Raw genomic sequence first — 17,817 nt, 5'->3', positions numbered from 1 at the left:
GCCAACGGCGCGATCCACACGCCCCAAGCCCCGCTCTGAAGCGACAGGCTGAGCAGGTCAGGGGCGCTGGGGGTCCCCCATGCCGTCTGCGCCCGCGCTCAGCGGGCTAGCGGACCGCGTGGCCCGCTTCCCGGAGCGCCGTCTTTACCTCGGAGATGCGCAGGTCGCCGAAGTGGAAGACCGACGCCGCCAGCACCGCGTCCGCTCCCGCCTCCACCGCCGGGGCGAAGTCCGAGACGCGGCCCGCGCCGCCGCTCGCGATCACGGGGACGGTCACATGGCGGCGGACCGCCGTGATCATCTCGGTGTCGTAGCCGTCCTTCGTGCCGTCCGCGTCCATGGAGTTCAGCAGGATCTCCCCGGCCCCCAGCTCCGCGGCGCGGTGCGCCCACTCCACCGCGTCGATGCCGGCGCTGCGGCGACCGCCGTGGGTGGTGACCTCGAAGGAGCCGGACGCGGTGCGGCGCGCGTCCACCGACAGCACCAGCACCTGGCTGCCGAAGCGCTCCGCGATCTCGCGGATCAGCTCGGGGCGGGCGATCGCCGCGGTGTTGACGCCCACCTTGTCCGCGCCGGCACGCAGCAGCCGGTCCACGTCCGCCACGGAGCGCACCCCGCCGCCGACGGTGAGCGGGATGAAGACCTGCTCGGCGGTGCGGCGCACCACGTCGTACGTGGTCTCGCGGTTGCCGGACGACGCGGTGATGTCGAGGAACGTCAGCTCGTCGGCGCCCTCCGCGTCGTACAGCTTCGCCATCTCGACCGGGTCGCCGGCGTCCCGCAGGTTCTGGAAGTTCACGCCCTTGACGACCCGACCCGCGTCCACGTCCAGGCAGGGGATCACCCTGACGGCGAGGCTCATGCGGAGGCCACCGTCGCCAGGGCCTCCTCCAGCGTGAACGCCTTCGCGTACAGCGCCTTGCCGACGATCGCGCCCTCGACGCCCTCGGGGACGAGGCCGGCGATGGCCCGCAGGTCGTCCAGGGAGGAGACGCCGCCGGAGGCGACGACGGGCTTGTCGGTGGCGGCGCAGACGTTCTTCAGCAGCTCCAGGTTGGGGCCCTGGAGGGTGCCGTCCTTGTTGATGTCGGTGACGACGTAGCGGGCGCAGCCCTCGGAGTCGAGGCGGGCCAGCGTCTCGTAGAGGTCGCCGCCGTCGCGGGTCCAGCCCCGGCCGCGCAGGGTGGTGCCGCGGACGTCGAGCCCGACGGCAATCTTGTCGCCGTGCTCGGCGATGACCTTGGCGACCCACTCGGGGGTCTCCAGCGCGGCGGTGCCCAGGTTCACCCGGGTGCAGCCGGTGGCGAGGGCCGCGGCGAGCGAGGCGTCGTCGCGGATGCCGCCGGACAGCTCCACCTTGATGTCCATCGCCGCGGTGACCTCGGCGATCAGCGACCGGTTGTCCCCCGTGCCGAAGGCGGCGTCCAGGTCGACCAGGTGCAGCCACTCGGCGCCGGCTCGCTGCCAGGCGAGGGCGGCCTCCAGCGGGGAGCCGTAGGAGGTCTCCGTGCCGGACTCGCCGTGCACGAGGCGTACGGCCTGGCCGTCGCGGACGTCGACGGCGGGGAGGAGTTCGAGCGTGGTCACAGGGTTCCGATCCAGTTGGTCAGCAGCTGGGCACCGGCGTCGCCGGACTTTTCGGGGTGGAACTGGGTCGCCCACAGCGCACCGTTCTCCACGGCGGCCACGAAGCGTTCGCCGTGGGTGGCCCAGGTGACGTGGGGCGGGCGCATCGCGGCGTTGGTGATCTCCAGCTCCCAGTCGTGCACGGCGTAGGAGTGCACGAAGTAGAACCGGGCGTCGTCGGGGACGCCGGCGAACAGGGCGCTGTCGGCGGGGGCGTCGACGGTGTTCCATCCCATGTGGGGGACGACGGGGGCCTTCAGCGGGCCGACCGTGCCGGGCCACTCGTCGAGCCCTTCGCTCTCCACGCCGTGCTCGATGCCGCGGGCGAAGAGGATCTGCATGCCGACGCAGATGCCCATCACGGGCCGCCCGCCGGAGAGCCGGCGGCCGACGATCCAGTCGCCGCGGGCCTCGCGCAGCCCGCCCATGCAGGCCGCGAAGGCACCGACGCCGGGCACCAGCAGCCCGTCGGCGTTCATGGCCCGGTCGAAGTCGCGGGTGATCTCGACGTCGGCGCCGACCCGGGCGAGGGCCCGCTCGGCGGAGCGGATGTTGCCGAAGCCGTAGTCGAAGACGACGACGGACTTGCGCGCGGCGCTCATGACCACACGTCCAGGCGCATGACGCCGGCGACGAGCGCCATGGCCGCGCCGATCGACAGCAGGACGACGACGCCCTTGGGCTGCTCCTGCTTGACGAACGCGTACACGCCGCTGAGGAGGAAGAGCCCGACCGCGATCAGGATGGTGGACAGGCCGTTCACAGCGCTCCCTTGGTGGAGGGGAGGATGCCGGCGGCGCGGGAGTCGCGCTCGCTGGCGTAGCGCAGGGCCCGGGCGAGCGCCTTGAACTGGCACTCGACGATGTGGTGAGCGTTGCGGCCGTACGGCACGTGGACGTGCAGCGCGATCTGCGCCTGCGCCACGAAGGACTCCAGGATGTGCCGGGTCATCGTGGTGTCGTAGGTGCCGATCATCGGCGCCATGTTCTCCGGCTCGGTGTGCACCAGGTACGGGCGGCCGGAGAGGTCGACGGTGACCTGCGCCAGCGACTCGTCCAGCGGCACGGTGCAGTTGCCGAAGCGGTAGATGCCGACCTTGTCGCCGAGGGCCTGCTTGAAGGCGGCGCCGAGGGCGAGGGCGGTGTCCTCGATGGTGTGGTGGGTGTCGATGTGCAGGTCGCCGTCGGTCTTGACGGTGAGGTCGAACAGTCCGTGCCGGCCGAGCTGGTCGAGCATGTGGTCGTAGAAGCCGACCCCGGTCGACACATCCGTCCTGCCCGTGCCGTCGAGGTCGATCTCGACGACGACGGCGGTCTCCTTGGTCGTTCGTTCGACCCGCCCAACGCGGCTCATGTGCTCTGCTCCTTCTTCAACTCAACGGCGGCGTCCAGGAACGCGTCGTTCTCGGCGGGGGTGCCCGCGGTGACCCGCAGCCAGCCGGGGACGCCGTTGTCGCGGACGAGGACGCCCCGGTCGAGGATCCGCTGCCAGGCGCGGTGCGCCCCGTCCGGGCCGTCGAACCGTCCGAACTGGACGAAGTTCGCGTCGGACTCGGTCACCTCGTAGCCCATCGCGCGCAGCTCGACGACCAGGCGGTCCCGCTCGGCCTTGAGCTGCTCGACGTACCCGAGCAGGGTATCGGTGTGCTCCAGCGCGGCGAGCGCGGTGGCCTGGGTGACGGCGGAGAGGTGGTACGGCAGCCGGACGAGCTGGACGGCGTCGACGACGGCCGGGTCCGCGGCGAGGTAGCCGAGCCGCAGCCCGGCGGCGCCGAACGCCTTGGACATGGTCCGGGAGACGACCAGGTTCGGACGGCCCTCGATCAGCGGCAGCAGGCTGGGGCGGTGGCTGAACTCCACGTACGCCTCGTCCACGACGACCAGCGAGGGCCGGGCGGCCTGGGCGGCGTCGTACACGGTGACGACGGTGTCCGCGTCGACCGCGGTGCCCGTGGGGTTGTTGGGCGAGGTGACGAAGACCACCTCGGGGCGGTGCTCGGCGATGGCCTGCACGGCGGCTTCGGTGTCGATGGTGAAGTCGTCGTTGCGCGGGCCGGAGAGCCAGCCGGTGCCGGTGCCGCGGGCGATCAGCCCGTGCATCGAGTACGACGGCTCGAAGCCGATGGCGGTGCGGCCGGGGCCGCCGAAGGTCTGCAGGAGCTGCTGGATGACCTCGTTGGAGCCGTTGGCCGCCCACACCTGGGCGGGGGTGACCGGGTGGCCCGCGGTGCGGGTCAGGTACGCGGCGAGCGCGGTGCGCAGCTCGACCGCGTCCCGGTCGGGGTAGCGGTTCAGCCCGCGGGCCGCCTCGCGCACCCGCTCCGCGATCCGCTCGACGAGCGGCTCGGGCAGCGGGTAGGGGTTCTCGTTGGTGTTGAGCTGGACGGGGACGTCGAGCTGGGGTGCGCCGTAGGGCGACTTGCCGCGCAGCTCGTCCCGGACCGGCAGGTCGTCGATCCGCACCCGGCCGACGCCGGGCGTGCGCTGGTCGTGCGTGTCGTTCACTCGCTGGGCACCTTCCAGGCGAACCGGGCCTTCAGGGCGGCGCCGTGTGCGGGCAGGTCCTCCGCCTCGGCGAGGGTGACCACGTGGTGGGTGACCTCGGCGAGGGCGTCGCGGCTGTAGTCGACGATGTGGATGCCGCGCAGGAAGGACTGCACGGACAGGCCGGAGGAGTGGCAGGCGCAGCCGCCGGTGGGCAGGACGTGGTTCGACCCGGCGGCGTAGTCGCCGAGGGAGACCGGGGACCAGGGGCCGACGAAGATCGCGCCCGCGTTGCGCACCCGGGCGGCGACGGCCGCGGCGTCGGCGGTCTGGACCTCCAGGTGCTCGGCGCCGTACGCGTCGACGACCCGCAGGCCCTCCTCGACGCCGTCGACGAGGACGATCGCGGACTGCCTGCCGGTGAGCGCGGGCACGATCCGGTCCTCGACGTGCCGGGCCGCGGCGACCTGCGGCTCCAGCTCCTTGACGACCGCGTCGGCGAGGTCGGTGGAGTCGGTGACGAGGACGGCGGCTGCCATCGGGTCGTGCTCGGCCTGGCTGATCAGGTCGGCGGCGACGTGGACCGGGTCGGCGGTGTCGTCGGCGAGGACGGCGATCTCGGTCGGGCCGGCTTCGGTGTCGATGCCGATGCGGCCGGTGAAGTAGCGCTTGGCGGCGGCCACCCAGATGTTGCCGGGGCCGGTGACCATGTTCGCCGGGGCGCACTCTTCGGTGCCGTACGCGAACATCGCGACGGCCTGGGCGCCGCCGGCCGCGTACACCTCGTCGACGCCGAGGAGCGCACAGGCGGCGAGGATCGTGGGGTGCGGCAGCCCGCCGTGCTCCTTCTGCGGCGGGGAGGCCAGCGCGATCGAGGGGACGCCGGCTTCCTGTGCCGGCACCGCGTTCATGATCACGGAGGAGGGGTACACGGACCGGCCGCCGGGGGCGTACAGCCCGACGCGCTCGACGGGGACCCACTTCTCGGTGACGGTGCCGCCGGGGACGACCTGGGTGGTGTGCGCGGAGCGGCGCTGCGCGCGGTGGACGATCCGGGCGCGCCGGATGGACTCCTCCAGGGCGGCGCGGACGGCCGGATCCAACTGCTCCAGGGCCTCGGTCAGCGCGGTCACGGGCACCCGGATCCGCTCCAGGGCGACCCCGTCGAACCGCTGCGCGTAGTCGATCAGCGCCGCCGTGCCGCGATGGTGCACGTCCTCGCAGATGGGCCGCACCTTCTCCAGGGCGGCTTCCACGTCGAACTCGGCACGGGGCAGCAGGTCGCGCAGGGCGGCCCCCTCGGGGAGGGCGTCGCCGCGCAGATCGATTCGGGAGATCACACGCCCAATTCTCGCAGACCCGGAACGGCGGCCGTCGTCCGTATCACTGGCTGATACGGACCCCCGGGGCGGGAAGCGGTGCACACGAACGTGCCATGACCACTAGCGTTCACCCCGTCACTCAGCGGGAATAACGGCTGTACGCACCCGGGTACGGGAGTCGCGCGACGCCGTCGAGGAACGGGGGAAGCGCAAGTGAGCGAGCCGTCGGACGACGGTCCTCCGGACGGGCTCAGCCCGACCGAGCAGCGCATGTGGAACGCCTTCAGGAACGGCAGCACCTTCGACCTGAGCGATCCCGATCCGCTGCGCAACGATCCCTTCTCGCCCCACCCGTGGGGGCCGGAGCGCCAGGTCCGCGCCTTGGTGGTGGCCCTGCTGCTGCTGGCCGGCCCCTCACCGCACCCCGGGCGCGTCGCCGCGCTCAAGCTCCGCGGGGTGCAGGTCACGGGCACGCTCAAGCTCGCGGGCGGCACCGTGGGGCCGTACGTCGAGCTGCACGCCTGCCGCTTCGACAGCGAGATCCTGATGCCGGAGGCGCACGTCACGACGCTGCGCCTGGTGGGCTGCGTCTTCCCGCGGCTGGAGGCGGCCCGGCTGCGCACCGAGGGCGATCTGCACCTGCCGCGCTGCCGGGTCGAGCACGGCATCCGGCTCACGGACGCACAGATCGGCACGGACCTGCTGATCAACCAGATCCACGTGCGGCCGGACCGCCGCGGGCGGGCGATCACCGCGGACGGGCTCTCGGTCGCCCAGGACCTCCAGGCCGAGCTGATCCAGACGTACGGCGAGTTCAGCCTGCGCGGCGCCAAGGTCGGGGTGTCGCTGAGCCTGCGCGGCAGCAAGCTGCGCGCGGCGGCCGACCGGCGCGCGCTGAACGCGCCCCAGCTGTCGGTGGAGCGGACGCTGTACCTCACCGGTGCGTGGGTGAGCGCGGCGACGGGCGACCCGGGGACCACTCCGGCGTACGGCGTGATCCACACCTCCGGCGGGCGGCGCGGCACCCGGCTCCAGCCCTTCGAGTGCCACGGCGGGGTGCGACTGGACGACGGCCGGTTCGGCGACGCGATCGACCTGCACCGGGCGCGGTTCCTGATGAACGCGGGCGAGGAGCTGTCGCTGCGCCGGATAGTCAGCCCGGAGCTGCGCTTCAACGCGGAGCGGCCCGAGGAGGGCCGGGTGGTGCTGAACGGCGCGAAGGTCGTCACGCTGGTGGACGTGGCGACGAGTTGGCCCGGCCCCGGCGGCCTCGCGATGGGCGGCTTCGTCTACGAGAACCTCGTCCCGATCGACTCCTTCCCGCTGAACCGCCGGCTGGCGTGGGTGGAGTCGGCGACGCCGGAGTACTCCCCGGAGCCGTACGAGCGGCTGGCGACCGTGCTGCGCAACAGCGGCGAGGACGCGGATGCGCGCGAGGTGCTGCTGGCCAAGCAGCGGCGCCGGCGCGAGACGCTGCCGCTGGCGGGGAAGGCGTGGGGGCACATCCAGGATCTGACGGTGGCGTACGGCTACCGGCCGGGGCGGGCGGCGCTGTGGATGGCCGTGCTGTGGGCGGCGGGCGCGCTGGTCTTCACGGGCAACCGCCCCGCGCCGATGAAGCCGGGGGAACACCCCGAGTGGAGCGCCCCGCTGTACGCCCTGGACCTGCTCATCCCGGTGGTCAACCTCGGCCAGGACGGCTATTGGCGTCTGGAGGGCGTCTGGCAGTGGGCCGCCGCGGGACTGGTGATACTGGGGTGGATCTTGGCAACGACTGTGGCTGCTGGTGCGACGCGCTTGCTGAGCCGCAACTAGCCGGGCCGGAATCAAAGGCTCCGAACTGATCGTGCTTCCGTACGCCGGGGGCGCACGGAAGCACGATCAGGTCCTCACTTTCTCCATGGGTGCCCCCAGATCAGCGCCTTTCTTTACGCTCTCTTGGCCTTGGTCAGAACAACCTTTCGGCCACCACCAAAGCTTCACACCGATTCGCTGGCGCCGCCCCCACCTGCGGTTTTCAATGGTCCGCACCATGTCATTGCTCCGCGCCCTGCTGCGCACCGCACGCATGATCCGCCACACGCCCCGGCTCGCGGACGGACTGCCGCCGGACGACGCGGTACTGCTCGACGCGCCCGACGGGCGCATGGCCCCGTCGTTGGTGGCCGCCGCGCTCGGTGACTGGGAACCGGCCGCGCAATTGCTCTCGGACGTACGGGAAGGCGCGGACTGGGAGAGCCGCGACCGCTACGTGTCCCGGCTGTCGTCCTTCGCGTACGCCCGCGACGACTGGCTGGCCCGCTGGCTCGCGCACGCCCCGCGCGACCCGGACGCGCTGGTCGTGAAGGCCGAGTTGGAGGTCCGCAGGGCGTGGGCCTCCCCCGCGCGCGCCGAGCGGCTGCGGGAGATCGGCCCCTTGATCGACGCCGCCGCGGACGGCGCCCCGAAGGATCCGGTGCCCTGGCGGATCGCGCTGGACCACGCGCGCGGCACCCACGCCACGCACACCGCCTTCGAGGCGCTGTGGGAGCGGGCCGTGCGCCGCAGCGCACACCACTACGGCTGTCACGTCGCCGCGCTGCGCTATCTCTCCGCCCAGTGGTACGGCTCCCACGGCGAGTGCTTCGACTTCGCCGAGAAGGCCGCGGCCGACGCGCTGCCGCACTCCCTGATCCAGGCGCTGCCGGTGCACGCGGCGTTCGCCCGGCTGCTGAACGGCGAGGGCAGCTCCGTGCACCAGGACCGCATCGACGAGGCCGCGGACCGGGCGATCGCGCTGCTGGCGGCCTACCCGCCCGCCGAGCCGTGGCCCGCCGAGGTGCGGAACCTGACCGCGGCGGTGCTGGTGCGGCGGGGACGCTGGGAGGCGGCGCTGGAGCAGTTCCGGCAGATCGGCCCGTACGCGACGACGTTTCCGTGGTCGTACTTCTCCGACGACCCCCTCGGTCGCTTCCTCGCCGCGCGCCAGGGAGTACGGCACCGACTGGCGTCCACGACGCCGTTGCGGACCAGGGCCGCCCGGGGCGGCGCCGCGGACCATTAGGCTTGTCCGTCGTGACCACCGCACGTCTGCCGCTCTTTCCCTTGAACTCGGTGCTGTTCCCGGGGCTGGTACTGCCCCTGAACGTCTTCGAGGAGCGCTACCGCGCCCTGATGCGCGAGCTGTTGAAGACCGACGAGTCCGAGCCGCGCCGCTTCGCCGTGGTCGCCATCCGCGACGGGCACGAGGTGGCGCCGACCTCACCGGGCATGCCCGACCCGACGGCGCTGCCCGAACGAGGGCCCGCGGCCGGCTTCGGCGCGGACCCCCTCGCGGCGTTCCACACCATGGGCTGCATCGCCGACGCCGCGACGATCCGGGAGCGCGCCGACGGCGGCTTCGAGGTCCTCGCCACCGGCACCGTCCGCGTCCGCATCCACTCGGTCGACGCTTCGGGGCCGTTCCTGACCGCCGAGGTCGAAGAGGTCCCCGACGTCATCGGCGAGGGCGCCGGCACGCTCGCGGAGGGCGTGCTGCGGGCCTTCCGCACGTACCAGAAGCGGCTCGCGGGGGCGCGCGAGGCGACCCTGTCCGCTCCCCCGGACCTCCCCGACGACCCGTCCGTCGTCTCGTACCTCGTCGCCGCCGCGGCAGTGCTCGACACCCCGGCCAAGCAGGAGCTGCTGGAGGCCGCGGACGTGGCCTCCCGGCTGCGCCACGAGCTGACCCTGCTCCGCTCGGAGACGGCCGTGATCCGGCACCTCCCGTCGCTGCCCGCGGTGGAACTGACGCGGGCGCCGACCAACCCCAACTGACGTCATCAGGAGCGTTGCGCAGTGGCGAAGAAAGCGAAGAAGCCGGCGAACGGCGCGGGCGGTGCGGGCGGGACCCCGGCGACGGTCGCGCTGACGGCCGCGGGCACCCCCTTCACGGTGCACGCGTACGACCACGACCCGTCGTCGCCCTCGTACGGCGAGGAGGCGGCCCGGGCGCTGGGCGTCTCCCCCGACCGGGTCTTCAAGACCCTCGTCGCCGACGTCGACGGCCAACTCACCGTCGCGGTGGTGCCCGTCGCGGGCCAGCTCGACCTCAAGGCCCTGGCGGCGGCGGTCGGCGGCAAGCGCGCGACGATGGCGGACCCGGCGGCGGCGGAGCGCACCACGGGGTACGTACGCGGCGGCATCTCCCCGCTGGGCCAGCGCAAACGACTGCGCACGGTCCTGGACGCGTCCGCCTCCGCGCACCCGACGATCTGCATCTCGGCGGGCCGCCGCGGGCTGGAGGTCGAGCTGGCCCCCGGAGACCTGGCGGGCCTGACGGGAGCGGTGGTGGCGCCGATCGGGCGCGCGTAGGGGGTCGACGCGGATGCGTTCCTCCGGTACGACCGGAGGAGGCGTCGAAGAAGGGACCCCGCGATGTCCAAGCGCACCCGCAAGCGCAAGTGGCGCACCCGCAAAGCCAACCACGGCCGCCGCCCGGCCTAGCACCCGCGCCTTGTGGCTCGGCTGCCCCAAGAAGCCTCCTCGCCCCGCGCCGCGGCGTGCGGGTACGAACGCTCCCGCGGGTAGACGGCGGGCGTCTCTTTTTGGGGGCGCGAGGAACTGCGCGAGCAACCCTCCACGGTCTGCAGAGGCCAACGTTCCCACGGGAAAACGGCGAGCACGTCCAGGGGCGCTGGGGTCCCCCATGCCCTCTGGGCGTAGGGGCGGAACTGCGCCCTCAGCCCTCCACGGCCAGTGGAGACCAAGGCTCCTGCGGAGAACGCCGCGGTCTGCGCTGCACGGCCTTCGGCTGCCAGTCGTGGTGGGCTGGTCGCGCAGTTCCCCGCGCCCCTAGGCACCCCCACGCGCCGTCGCGCGCAAAGGCGCCGGCTACGTCAGAGGGCCCCAGTGGGGCGGGGCGGCCGGTGGGGGCAAGGGGTCGCGGGGACCCAGGAGTCCCGTGAGGGCCAGGTGGACCACCATCGCCGCCAGGGGCCACGCCACCAGCACCCCGTACGCCCGCAGCTCCAGCGGGCCGTCGAAGGGCACGTTCGGCCCCACCGACTTCGCGTGTGCCACCAGGTCCGTCGTCGGGCCCAGCCACACCCCCACCCGCCAGGCCACCAGCCCGCCGATCAGCCCGCCGAGCGCGAGCGCGACCACCAGGACGATGCCGCCGCGGCGGCGCCACCAGAAGACGCCCGCCGCGCTGATCGCGCCGAAGGCGAAGCCGAGCAGGGCGAACGTGCCGTCCGCGCCGATCGCCTCCTCGCCCTCCGTGTCCCGGAGGTAGATCTCCCGGCCGTTGGAGATCAGCTGCACCTTGGGCGCCAGCCACAGCCACAGCAGCCCCAGGGCGACCCCGAGGACCGCCAGGGCCACCACCGTCACGGCGCCGTCACGCAGGTCGGCCCGGAGCTCTTCGCCGGCGGACGGGTCATCGCCGGTCGGGGCGGGGCTCCCGTCCTCCACGGGCGGCGCGGGCCAGCCCCCGGCCTGCGGCGCCCGCCAGGGATCGGGTTCGCCCGACTCGTGGTGCGGCTGGTGGGACGGTGTCAGCGGTGCGGTCACTCCGCCATCGTGCCAGGCGTGTCGCGACCGCGCCTCATCGGACCGCCGCCCGGCGATACGCCCAGGTCGCGACCGTCAGCGAAACGACACCCACGGCCGCGCAGACGCCCAGGTCGAACCCGACCGCTGCCCAGTCGGGGCTCGCGTCGAACGTCCCGGCCAGCGCCTCGACGCCGTACGTCGACGGCAGCAGGTCACGTGCCCACACGATCGGCTCGGGCAGCCGCGAGGCCGGCAGCACGCCCAGCAGCAGCGCCGCGGACATGCCCAACTGGCCGAGCAGCGTGGCCAGTTCCTGGCGGGGTGCGAGCAGTCCGAGCGCCGCGCCGAGGCCGGCCAGCGCCGCGCCGGAGATCGGGATGACGGCCACCAGCACCCACAGGTGCGTCATCGGCAGCCCGAACAGGACGCTGCCGGTGACCGCGGTGACGACGGTGCCCGGCGCGGTGAAGGAGGCGTACGCCGCCGCCGCGCCCAGCACGACCGCCGCGGGCGGCACGGGCAGGGTGGCGTAGTGGTCGAGGCCGCCACTGGCCCGTAGCTGGCCGAAGTACTGGGCGAGCAGGTTCAGCGCCACGAAGGCGACCACCAGCACCGCCGAGCCGGCGACCACGGCCCGCGCCTCGTCGCCCCCGTCGACGACCCCGCGCATCAGGATCATGATCCCGACGGACTGGAAGGTCGCGACGAAGAGCAGCGGAATGCGGGCGACCCGGGCCCGGGAGAGCTGCGCCCGGTACACCGCGGCGAGCGAGGGCAGCAGCCGCGCCCGGGGCGCGAGCGGGGCCGGCAGCGGCGGGGCCGCGTCGTCCCGTTCTCTGTTGCGCGTCCCGGTGGACACCGCAGCCGCGGGCACGATGCTCACGCTTTGACCAGCCCCTTCGTCATGTTCCCCCCGAGCGCCAGGTACACGTCCTCCAGGCTGGGCGTGGCCAGCGTGAAGTCGTCGAGCGCCGCGAAGGCCGCGCCGCCCGTGACCGCCGCGACCGCGGCGCGCGCCTCGTCCGGTGCGAGTCGGAGCACCCAGCGGCGCCCGGACTCCTGTGCCGAGCCCCGGAGCGCCGCGACCTCGGGCACGTCCAACGGTGCGCGTTCGCGCCACACCAGTTCCACCCGTACCTCGCCCGCGATCCGGTCCTTCAGGCCCCCGGGGGTGTCACAGGCGATCACCCGCCCGCGGTCCAGCACGGCGACCCGGTCGAGCACGGTCTCCGCCTCGATCACGTTGTGGGTGACGAGGACGACGGTCGTGCCGCGCTCGGCCCTGCGGCGGTCCACCGCGGCCCACACGGCACGCCGGGCGACCGGGTCCATCCCGGTGGTCGGCTCGTCGAGGACGAGCAGCGATCGCTCACCGACCAGGGCGGCGGCGACGCAGGCGAGTCGGCGCTCCCCGCCGGAGAGCTTCTTCAGGGCCCGGCCCGCGAGCGCGGTCAGGCCCAGTTCCTCCAGGACGGCGTCCCGTTCGGCGCGCGCGTCGGCGACGGAGAGCCCGCGCAGCCGTCCGGTGGTCTCGGCGGCGAGCGAGACGGTCAGTTCGTCGAGCGCCGTCGACTCCTGACCGAGGTAGCCGATGAGCCGCGCCGCCCGCTCGGGGTGGCGCACCAGGTCGTGGCCGAGGACCTCGACGCTGCCGGCGTCGGGCCGCATCAGTCCGGTCAACTGGCGTACGAGGGTGGACTTGCCGGCGCCGTTGGGCCCGAGGAGCCCGAAGATCTCGCCGCCCTGCACTTCGAGGCTGATGCCGTCGGTGGCCCGCACTTCGGGGGTCGCGGGAACCCCGCGGCGGGCGCGCATGGCAGGGTACGTCTTGACCAGTCGCCGCACCACGCACACCGTTCTCACGAGGTATGAGGGTACGGGGTCGCCCGGGGCCCTCCGTCCGCGGGGGCGGGCGTAGCAAGGGCGCTGGCGCCCCCACCTGCGCGGCGCCGGGACGGGGCCTAGTCGGCCGCGGGGACGTGGTCGGCGGCGGTGCGGACGTCGATCTCGCGCCAGAAACCGGCCCGGATCGCGTAGCGGTCGTGCTCGTCGATCTGGTCGTCCTTGTGGGCCAGGAGCCCGAAGCGGGCGGCGTAGCGCAGCAGTTCCCCGTCGATCCGGTGCGGGATGCGGGGGTAGAGGGTGGCGAGCTTCTGGACGTGGCCGCTCTCCGGGAGCCGCGCCATCCAGCGGCGGGCGAAGACCTGGCCGACCTCGAAGGGGTCGCCGCCGACGGTGGTGATGTCCTCCTCGCGGTCCGCCCAGCGCTGTTCGGCGCTGGTGAGCTGGGCGAGGGTGGGCAGGGACGCGGTCTCGGGCGGCTCACCGAGCGCGCCGGCGCCGGGGCGGTCGATCCAGCCCTTGTCGGACGACCAGCGCAGGGTGGCGCCGGCCAGGGGCTGCGCCGACTGCGGCGGTCCGGGGGCGCGCAGGCCCGCCAGGTCCTTGGGGGTGGGGACGCCCTTGGCGGCGGGCGCCGGGGCGTCCGCGCCGGTGGGCTCGGGCGCGGGCCGCTCCCCGTTGCTGTTCACGGACCGGGCGGCGCGCTCCTGGGCCGCGGCGGCGAGCGCGGCCTCGGGCAGCGGGGCGGAGAGGATGGCGGCGATCTCGGGCCGGGGCACCGGCGGGGGCGCGCAGATGCCGCCGATCTCCTTGGCGCGCACGGCCCGGGTGATCCAGGCGCGGTCCAGTACGCGGCGTTCGTCGGCCTCCGCCACCAGGTCCTCGGACTGGTTGTAGTCGCCGTCGGCGGCTTGCACGGCCCAGAGGTGGACGGCGACGCCGTGCTCCTTGGCGGACATCAGCCCGGGCAGCAGGTCCCCGTCGCCGGTGACGAGGACGACGTCGGAGCAGGCGCGATTTCTGGCCAGCTCGGTCAGCTCCGCGTGCATGGCCGCGTCCACGCCCTTCTGCGCCCAGCGGCCGTCACTTCGGGTGAGGGCGCCGAGCCGGACGGTGACCCGGGGCATCACGCGCAGCCGGCGGTGCTCGGGCTGCGGAACCCGGTCGGGCGCGCCGTCGAACCAGTAGATACGGAGCAAGGGGCGCTCGGTGTCGCCTTCGGCGAGCTCCCGCAGGCCCTGGATGAGGGCGGCGTGGTCGACCGTGATCCGGGACCGCGCCGGCTCTCCGGCGAGCAGGCTCGCGGCGGCACCCAGGAGATACCCGGCATCCACCAGGACAACGCAGCGGTCCACGCGCTCCACCCTCTTTCGGGAGACTTCCGGGCCGGTCGGGAGGTTCTTCCGGGTTCACGACGAGTCTGCCCGACCTCGCGACGCTTAACGGCCGGAACTCGATCAACGGCGTGGCGGAACCCTGAAATCAAGCCCTTGACAAGGAGCCCTTACCCACCGCAATGATCCAAAATGCGCTGTATGCCCCCATGTGTGAGTCTGGCAGCGGCCCCAAGAGGCACCCCCGAACCGCTGATGGAGGCATCCGTCATGGCCAAGAACAAGAACCGCAAGGGAAGCCACCGAGATCGCACGCCACCGGTCGAGCACGGCCGGGAGCAGGCGAAGTCGACCGCCTACGAGTCCCAGGCCCAGCCGCAGTCGCAGGCCCAGGGCAGCCCGGCGGACGTGGCCCGCAAGCACCAGCGCCGCTTCGGCCACAACTGAGCCCGCCGCCCCGCAGCCTTCCCCGTACGCACGGGGGAAATGCCGGGCGGGGGATCAGACGACAAGGATCAGGGATACGACACAGGGGCGCGCCCGTGACGACGGGCGCGCCCCTTGTCTGCCTGCGTACGTCCGGGTTCAGCCGGCCAGGCAGGCCGGGCCGAGCAGTACCTTCAGGTCGCCGAAGAGTGCCGGGTCGGGCTGCACCCGGTGGCGGTCGAGCCGGAGGACCGTGGTGGAACGGGGGCCCTGGAGCTTGATCCGCACCTCGGTGTTGCCCTTGTGGTGGCTGAGGATCTCCCCGAGGCGGGTGACCATCGGCGGATTGACCTTGACGGTGGGGATGGTGACGATCACCGGCGCGTTGGTCCCGGCGTTCGAGAGGTCGGGGACCTGCATCTCCATGGCGACCAGCCGGGGCACGTCCTCGCGCTTGTCCAGGCGGCCCTTGACGAAGACCACGGTGTCCTCGACGAGCTGGGTGGAGACCAGCTGGTAGGTGGCGGGGAAGAACATGCACTCGATGGAGCCGGCCAGGTCCTCGACGGTGGCGATGGCCCACGCGTTGCCCTGCTTGGTCATCTTCCGCTGGAGGCCGGAGATGATGCCGCCGATGGTGACCACGGCGCCGTCGGCGTGTTCGCCGCCGGTGAGCTGGGAGATCGCGGCGTCGGACTTGTCCGACAGCACGTGCTCGATGCCGAAGAGCGGGTGGTCGGAGACGTACAGGCCGAGCATCTCGCGCTCCTGCGCGAGGAGGTAGGACTTCTCCCACTCCACGTCGGAGAACTCGACGTCGAGTCCGAAGCCGGGCTCGTCGCTGGACTCGTCCCCCATGCCCCCGAAGAGGTCGAACTGCCCCTCGGCCTCCTTGCGCTTGACCGCGACCACGTTGTCGATCATGGGTTCGTGGTGGGCGACCAGGCTCTTGCGGGTGTGGCCCATCTCGTCGAAGGCGCCGGCCTTGATCAGCGACTCGACCGTCCGCTTGTTGCAGACGACCGCCTCGACCTTGTCGAGGAAGTCGGGGAAGGTGGAGTACTTCCCCTTGGCCTTGCGGCTGCGGATGATCGACTCCACCACGTTCGTCCCGACGTTGCGGACGGCGGAGAGGCCGAAGAGGATCACGTCGTCGCCCTGCGCGGCGAAGTTCGACTGCGACTCGTTGACGTTCGGCGGGAGCACCTTGATGCCCATGCGGCGGCACTCGTTGAGGTAGACGGCCGACTTGTCCTTGTCGTCCTTCACCGAGGTCAGCACGGCGGCCATGTATTCGGCGGGGTAGTTCGCCTTCAGGTACGCGGTCCAGTAGGTGACCAGGCCGTACGCGGAGGAGTGCGCCTTGTTGAAGGCGTAGCCGGCGAAGGGGACCAGCACGTCCCACAGGGCCTGAATGGCCTCGTCGCTGAAGTCCTTCTTCCGGGCACCCTCTTGGAAGAGCACGAAGTTCTTCGCCAGCTCCTCGGGCTTCTTCTTGCCCATGACGCGACGGAGGATGTCGGCTTCGCCCAGGGAGTAGCCGGCGATGATCTGGGCGGCCTTCTGCACCTGCTCCTGGTACACGATCAGACCGTGGGTGAGGTCCAGGACCTCCCTCAGCGGCTCCTCCAGCTCCGGGTGGATCGGAGTGATCTCCTGCTGCTTGTTCTTCCGCAGGGCGTAGTTCGTGTGGGAGTTCATGCCCATGGGGCCCGGGCGGTACAGCGCGGAGACGGCGGAGATGTCCTCGAAGTTGTCGGGCTTCATCAACCGCAGCAGCGAGCGCATCGGGCCGCCGTCGAACTGGAAGACGCCGAGGGTGTCACCGCGGCACAGCAGTTCGTACGTCTTGGGGTCGTCGAGGGGGAGGGAGAGCATCTCCAGGTCGACGCCCTTGTTCGCCTTCACCATCTTGACGGCGTCGTCCATGATGGTGAGGTTGCGCAGGCCGAGGAAGTCCATCTTCAGCAGGCCCAGCGACTCGCACTGGGGGTAGTCCCACTGGGTGATGGTGACGTTGTCGGTGTGCCGGACCCAGATCGGGGCGTGGTCCACGATCGGCTCGCTGGACATGATCACACCGGCCGCGTGCACGCCCATCTGCCGCACCAGGCCCTCCACACCGCGCGCGGTGTCGATGACCTTCTTCACGTCCGGCTCGTTCTCGTACATCCCCCGGATCTCGGCGGCCTCGCCGTAGCGGGGGTGCGCGGGGTCGGTGATGCCGGAGAGGTCGATGCCCTTGCCGAGCACGTCGGCGGGCATCGCCTTGGTGAGCCGGTCGCCCATCGCGTACGGATAGCCCAGCACGCGGGCCGAGTCCTTGATGGCGTTCTTCGCCTTGATCTTTCCGTACGTGCCGATCATGGCGACCTTGTCGGAGCCGTACTTCTCCGTCACGTACCGGATGACCTCGACGCGCCGACGCTCGTCGAAGTCGATGTCGACGTCCGGCATCGAGACGCGCTCGGGGTTCAGGAACCGCTCGAAGATCAGCCCGTGCTCGATCGGGTCGAGGTCGGTGATGCCCATGGCGTACGCGACGATCGAGCCGGCCGCGGAGCCGCGGCCGGGGCCCACCGCGATGCCGTTGCGCTTGGCCCACATGATGAAGTCGGCGACGACGAGGAAGTACCCCGGGAACCCCATCTTGATGATGACGTCCATCTCGTACTCCGCCTGCCGGGTGCGGTCGTCCGGGACGCCGTTCGGGAAGCGGCGCTCCATGCCGGAGCGGACCTCGGCCTGGAACCAGGTGGTCTCGGTGTAGCCGTCGGGAATGTCGAACTTCGGCATCAGGTTCCGGGACTCGAACATCCCGGACGTGTCGATCTGCTCCGCGACCAGCAGGGTGTTGCGGCACCCCTCCTGCCACGCGTCCGACGAGTCGACGGCGTACATCTCGTCCGTCGACTTCAGGTAGTAACCCGAACCGTCGAAACGGAACCGATCCGGATCCGAAAGATTCTTCCCCGTCTGAATGCACAACAACGCATCATGCGCCTGCGCCTCATGCGCATACGTGTAATGCGAGTCGTTCGTCACCAACGGCGGAATCCCGAGCTTCTTACCGATCTCCAGCAGCCCGTCCCGCACCCGCCGCTCGATCTCGATCCCGTGATCCATCAACTCCAGGAAATAACGGTCCCTCCCGAAGATGTCCTGATAGTCCGATGCCGCCTGCAACGCCTCCTCGCGCTGCCCGAGCCGCAACCGCGTCTGCAACTCACCCGACGGACACCCCGTCGACGCGATCAACCCCTCCGACCA

General features: G+C 72.1%; 17 protein-coding genes. 5 read left to right on the top strand and 12 right to left on the bottom strand.

Translation table 11 applies throughout. The annotated features are described in order from the left end of the window. Positions 1–106 precede the first annotated feature (106 nt). From hisF to hisD, 7 genes are read right to left on the bottom strand one after another with little or no spacing between them, the layout of a single operon-like run. Positions 107–862, bottom strand: a complete 756-nt coding sequence (hisF, locus tag AB0E05_RS06870) for an imidazole glycerol phosphate synthase subunit HisF (protein ID WP_361959980.1) — start codon at positions 860–862, stop codon at positions 107–109. Then, complete coding sequence (gene priA, locus AB0E05_RS06865) at positions 859–1,587, bottom strand: bifunctional 1-(5-phosphoribosyl)-5-((5-phosphoribosylamino)methylideneamino)imidazole-4-carboxamide isomerase/phosphoribosylanthranilate isomerase PriA (protein ID WP_361959977.1); 729 nt, start codon at positions 1,585–1,587, stop codon at positions 859–861. The genes hisF and priA overlap by 4 nt, the downstream gene beginning before the upstream one ends. Continuing rightward, positions 1,584–2,228, bottom strand: a complete 645-nt coding sequence (hisH, locus tag AB0E05_RS06860; RefSeq protein ID WP_361959974.1) for an imidazole glycerol phosphate synthase subunit HisH — start codon at positions 2,226–2,228, stop codon at positions 1,584–1,586. The genes priA and hisH overlap by 4 nt, the downstream gene beginning before the upstream one ends. Next, positions 2,225–2,389, bottom strand: coding sequence for a hypothetical protein (locus AB0E05_RS06855; protein WP_361959971.1), 165 nt, complete (start codon positions 2,387–2,389; stop codon positions 2,225–2,227). Before AB0E05_RS06855 ends, hisH begins: the two co-directional genes overlap by 4 nt. Continuing rightward, positions 2,386–2,979: an imidazoleglycerol-phosphate dehydratase HisB gene (gene hisB, locus AB0E05_RS06850; protein ID WP_361959968.1), complete on the bottom strand. Its 594-nt coding sequence runs from the start codon at positions 2,977–2,979 to the stop codon at positions 2,386–2,388. The genes AB0E05_RS06855 and hisB overlap by 4 nt, the downstream gene beginning before the upstream one ends. After that, positions 2,976–4,130 carry a histidinol-phosphate transaminase gene (locus AB0E05_RS06845; RefSeq protein WP_361959965.1) on the bottom strand — a complete coding sequence of 385 codons (1,155 nt, stop codon included), beginning with the start codon at positions 4,128–4,130 and terminating at the stop codon, positions 2,976–2,978. The genes hisB and AB0E05_RS06845 overlap by 4 nt, the downstream gene beginning before the upstream one ends. Beyond that, positions 4,127–5,449, bottom strand: coding sequence for a histidinol dehydrogenase (gene hisD, locus AB0E05_RS06840; RefSeq protein WP_361959962.1), 1,323 nt, complete (start codon positions 5,447–5,449; stop codon positions 4,127–4,129). The genes AB0E05_RS06845 and hisD overlap by 4 nt, the downstream gene beginning before the upstream one ends. Positions 5,450–5,644: 195 nt before the next feature. On the opposite strand from hisD, the gene AB0E05_RS06835 reads away from it, so the two are divergent. From AB0E05_RS06835 to ybaK, 4 genes are all read left to right on the top strand, one after another. Continuing rightward, positions 5,645–7,246: an oxidoreductase gene (locus AB0E05_RS06835; RefSeq protein ID WP_361959959.1), complete on the top strand. Its 1,602-nt coding sequence runs from the start codon at positions 5,645–5,647 to the stop codon at positions 7,244–7,246. A 205-nt stretch (positions 7,247–7,451) separates the two neighbouring features. Then, a complete protein-coding gene (locus tag AB0E05_RS06830; protein WP_361959956.1) occupies positions 7,452–8,474 on the top strand; it encodes a hypothetical protein in 1,023 nt (340 codons plus the stop codon). An 11-nt stretch (positions 8,475–8,485) separates the two neighbouring features. Further along, positions 8,486–9,226 (top strand): LON peptidase substrate-binding domain-containing protein, encoded by a 741-nt coding sequence (locus AB0E05_RS06825; RefSeq protein ID WP_361959953.1) that lies wholly within the window; start codon positions 8,486–8,488, stop codon positions 9,224–9,226. Between the two features lie 21 nt (positions 9,227–9,247). Beyond that, positions 9,248–9,763 carry a Cys-tRNA(Pro) deacylase gene (ybaK, locus tag AB0E05_RS06820; RefSeq protein WP_361959949.1) on the top strand — a complete coding sequence of 172 codons (516 nt, stop codon included), beginning with the start codon at positions 9,248–9,250 and terminating at the stop codon, positions 9,761–9,763. A 519-nt stretch (positions 9,764–10,282) separates the two neighbouring features. Here ybaK and AB0E05_RS06815 read toward each other — a convergent pair. The 4 genes from AB0E05_RS06815 to AB0E05_RS06800 all read right to left on the bottom strand — a co-directional run bounded on the left by AB0E05_RS06815 (position 10,283) and on the right by AB0E05_RS06800 (position 14,151). Continuing rightward, complete coding sequence (locus AB0E05_RS06815; protein ID WP_361959946.1) at positions 10,283–10,963, bottom strand: hypothetical protein; 681 nt, start codon at positions 10,961–10,963, stop codon at positions 10,283–10,285. A gap of 34 nt (positions 10,964–10,997) precedes the next feature. Beyond that, positions 10,998–11,804, bottom strand: a complete 807-nt coding sequence (locus AB0E05_RS06810) for an ABC transporter permease (RefSeq protein WP_361960554.1) — start codon at positions 11,802–11,804, stop codon at positions 10,998–11,000. A 20-nt stretch (positions 11,805–11,824) separates the two neighbouring features. Then, on the bottom strand, positions 11,825–12,799 hold the full coding sequence (locus AB0E05_RS06805; RefSeq protein WP_361960552.1) for an ABC transporter ATP-binding protein: 975 nt from the start codon (positions 12,797–12,799) through the stop codon (positions 11,825–11,827). 107 nt (positions 12,800–12,906) lie between these two features. Next, positions 12,907–14,151, bottom strand: a complete 1,245-nt coding sequence (locus AB0E05_RS06800; RefSeq protein ID WP_361959943.1) for an NYN domain-containing protein — start codon at positions 14,149–14,151, stop codon at positions 12,907–12,909. 240 nt (positions 14,152–14,391) lie between these two features. Between AB0E05_RS06800 and AB0E05_RS06795 the strand changes: the two genes are divergently transcribed. Then, on the top strand, positions 14,392–14,568 hold the full coding sequence (locus AB0E05_RS06795) for a hypothetical protein (RefSeq protein WP_361959940.1): 177 nt from the start codon (positions 14,392–14,394) through the stop codon (positions 14,566–14,568). A gap of 138 nt (positions 14,569–14,706) precedes the next feature. On the opposite strand, the gene dnaE is transcribed toward AB0E05_RS06795, so the two are convergent. Then, positions 14,707–17,817, bottom strand: a 3,111-nt coding sequence (dnaE, locus tag AB0E05_RS06790) for a DNA polymerase III subunit alpha (protein WP_361959937.1), incomplete at its 5' end; no start/stop codon positions are given.

It is taken from the genome of Streptomyces sp. NPDC048057, from assembly GCF_040653095.1.
GTDB lineage: Bacteria > Actinomycetota > Actinomycetes > Streptomycetales > Streptomycetaceae > Streptomyces.
This window is presented reverse-complemented; position numbering and strand designations above follow the sequence as displayed.